This is a genomic window from Brachyspira sp. SAP_772, assembly GCF_009755885.1.
GTDB lineage: Bacteria > Spirochaetota > Brachyspiria > Brachyspirales > Brachyspiraceae > Brachyspira.
In genome coordinates this window covers 1-786 of the sequence record NZ_VYIX01000115.1, presented here as the reverse complement: position 1 = coordinate 786, position 786 = coordinate 1, and the positions used below count along the sequence as shown (strand labels likewise).

The window sequence follows — 786 nt, the reverse complement described above, 5'->3', positions numbered from 1 at the left end:
AATAAGCTAAAATAAAATATAAATTATTATTGTTATTTRTTTTTTCATTTAAAGAATAATATACAAAATCGTCACCAAAAATTTGTTTAACTATATTATCATCTAAACTATTATCTTTTACATATATTTCACTAGCACAATCATTAAGTTTCACAAAATTATTTAAATTATCTATATCAACTAAAGCATAATTATATTTTAATGTATCTGATATACTTAAAACCTCATAYTCCTCAGCATTATAATGACCATCTTTAGTAATTAATTTTAATATAACATTRTCTCCAATTYCTACATTTAAATTCTTTGAAGTTTTTTCACTTATTATAATGCCGTTATTTTTTTTAGAAATATTAACATTAAAAATATTATTATCTTCTACMCCRTTTAATATAATCTCTTCTTCACCCAAATAAGAAATAATAAGTGCTTTATATTTTAAGATAGCAGATAAATCTTTCTCATCAAACACTTTTGAAAGATTATCTTTTTTTTGTTTGTAATTATCAATAAAATATTCAGGCGGTGCTTCATCTCTCACAGACATATAATTAGTATTCATAATGCTTATATAATTTGCATAAGTCTGCGGTTTATCAAGATTAAAATATAATATTAAAGAAGCAATAAATGAAATAAATACATAAAATATAACTTTTTTTTTCATAAATAATAACTCAATAAAAATGTATAAAAAATTATATACTATTAAGCGTTTTTGTAAATACTTAATGATTATAGTTAGAATTATCTAAAAAATCTATTGACATTATATAAACATAATAT

1 pseudogene is annotated in these 786 nt (G+C 19.4%); it reads right to left on the bottom strand.

The features are described from left to right. Nucleotides 1-667 (bottom strand): annotated as a pseudogene (locus tag GQX97_RS12945) (lipoprotein ABC transporter permease); the annotation flags it as partial. Nucleotides 668-786: the final 119 nt, after the last annotated feature.